This is a genomic window from Streptomyces sp. NPDC020379, assembly GCF_044387105.1.
Lineage (GTDB): Bacteria > Actinomycetota > Actinomycetes > Streptomycetales > Streptomycetaceae > Streptomyces.
Map to the genome: position 1 here is coordinate 1 of NZ_JBIRVR010000060.1, position 1,168 is coordinate 1,168.

Annotated in this window: 1 protein-coding gene; it reads right to left on the reverse strand. The window is 70.0% G+C overall.

Annotation, left to right across the window (positions count from 1 at the left end):
• Positions 1-22 precede the first annotated feature (22 nt).
• Positions 23-1,168: transposase (locus tag ACH427_RS32330; RefSeq protein ID WP_398875397.1), on the reverse strand; the 1,146-nt coding region annotated here is incomplete at its 5' end.

Here is a 1,168-nt window from a genome sequence, read left to right on the forward strand (position 1 = left end):
CTTGTTCCTTTACATCGGGTGGTCACTCTCTGTATTGAGGCTGTGGTCGCTGTGGTCTGTTCCGGTCGCGTTCGATCAGCGTCTCGGGTCGCTTGACGGTTTTGCCCACGTCATGGCGGGTCGGCCGGTGGCGGTTCGGGATACCTGGGGGCCGTCCGGGGCCTGGCCTGGACGGTTTGGGCGCACGGGCCGGACTGCCGAGGTGCAGTCGGATGTTCCTGAACCCGCGGCGGACGCGGGTCGGGGTGAGCGTGGTGCCGGGCCGGCTGGTCTTCTCCCAGGGCTTGCGCTGGTCCACGGCGAGTGGGAGCGCGAGGCGGAGCTGGGTGTGCGCCGCGATGATCAGCCAGGTCCACCGGTCCGCCGCCTCCGGGCTCCGCAGCCGCGGTCTGGTCCAGCCGAGGGTCTGCTTGAACAGGCGGAACGTGTGCTCCAGGTCGAAGCGCCGCAGGTAGCACGACCACACGAAGTCGACGTGCTCGGCGTCGGCGCCGATGGCGGAGGACCACAGCCAGATGGGTGGCGCGTCGCGGTCGCCGGGGAGGTGGTCGACCTTCAGCCGGAGCAGGGTGCCCTCGACCAGGGGAAGTTCCCCGTTGTCGTCGATCCACGCGGAGCGGTGGGTCAGCAAGGGGTGGACTCGGTCCCATGCCTGGGTCTCGGCCTTGCCGTAGCGTGCAGTGTCGTTCCTGGTCAGCACGGTGGGCTCGGGCCAGGTGGCGGGGTCGGTAAGCTTGAACCGGGGCCCGTGCTTCGGCGGCCGGCCGCCTTTGGGGTCGTAGACGTAGGCCGGCTTCGCGAGCCGCAGGACCCGGTCCGAGCGCAGGCGTCCGGCCACCTCGACGGGCAGATCGGACAGTACGTGTGCCAGGCGCATCGGGTCGTAGCCGGCGTCCATCACGATCAGGATCTTCTTGTCACCCGCCCGCCACTGCCCGGCCCTGATCAAGCACTCGACCACGGCCCGCAGCTGGCGGGCGGTCACCACCGCCGTGTCGTCGGCGGGTCCGAGGCGGACTGTGTCCAGGACCTGTGTCCACGAGGTCCGGTCCGGGGTAAGCGCGGCGACGAACGAGTACGGCCAGCCCGGCACCACATGGTCCGATGAGCGGCCATTGCGGCCGTGGACCAGACAGAACAGCCGCTCCGGCGAGCAGGCGGCATCCGG